The following is a 782-nucleotide window of genomic DNA, read 5'->3' as shown; positions in this document are numbered from 1 at the left end:
AATTTTTCTACACTTTTACACTTGGGGAATCCAGAACACCCCCAAAACTGTTTTCCCTTATTCTCACCGCGCTTAGTTTCACGTAAAACCATTTCTGAACCACAACGCGAACATTGCTTTACGAACTCTTTTGATGCAACCAGCTCTTTAACATGCTTTCGATGCTTAAAGTCTGTTACAACGCCTCTATCAAGTTTGACGTTGTTAATCGCATCAATGAGCTGAATGTACTCTGCATCCGAAAAGACCGGTTGATCGAACTGCTTGATGTAGTTTAAACAGCCTCGTGCATAAGTGACGTTTTCAGGCATATCTGTTTTGAACGTACTGTCGCCAATGAACACAATTACTGAGTGTGTTTTTGATGAGTCTATGTTTAGCAATGATTCCAGCGTTTTAACATGCTTGTAATTTTGATGAAGGGGATTCTGAAACTTAGAGGAGTGACGATAGATTTTTTGAGTCCACTGCTTTTGCTCTTTTGAACCAAAAATCCAACCTTTCATGTTCTTAGTTTCGATTACAAAAACACCAAACTTAGATACAACAATATGATCGATTTGAGTTGTACCGTCTTCTGTAGGCAAAGTAACGTCTTTTACCAGCGTATAATCTGATGTCGGCAACTGGGACAGTAGTTTGTTTACCAGAAATTCGCCAAACACACCTTTAAACCACCGACTCTTAAAAAGCGAGATGACGAATAATAAAGGAATTAAATACCAAACTTGAGCTAATGCTTCCGACAATAATCCGAATATATCCACTGAATTTCCTTATTC

The 782-nt window shown here is 38.5% G+C and carries 1 protein-coding gene; it reads right to left on the bottom strand.

The genetic code is table 11. From position 1 onward, the window contains the following. Nucleotides 1-767: nuclease-related domain-containing protein (locus tag GOU96_RS17900; RefSeq protein ID WP_324702105.1), on the bottom strand; the 767-nt coding region annotated here is incomplete at its 3' end. Nucleotides 768-782: the final 15 nt, after the last annotated feature.

Source organism: Vibrio sp. R-1 (assembly GCF_035615595.1).
GTDB classification, from domain to species: domain Bacteria; phylum Pseudomonadota; class Gammaproteobacteria; order Enterobacterales; family Vibrionaceae; genus Vibrio; species Vibrio cholerae.
Note: the sequence above shows the minus strand (reverse complement) of the source record. Positions and strands in the feature narration are given on the sequence as shown.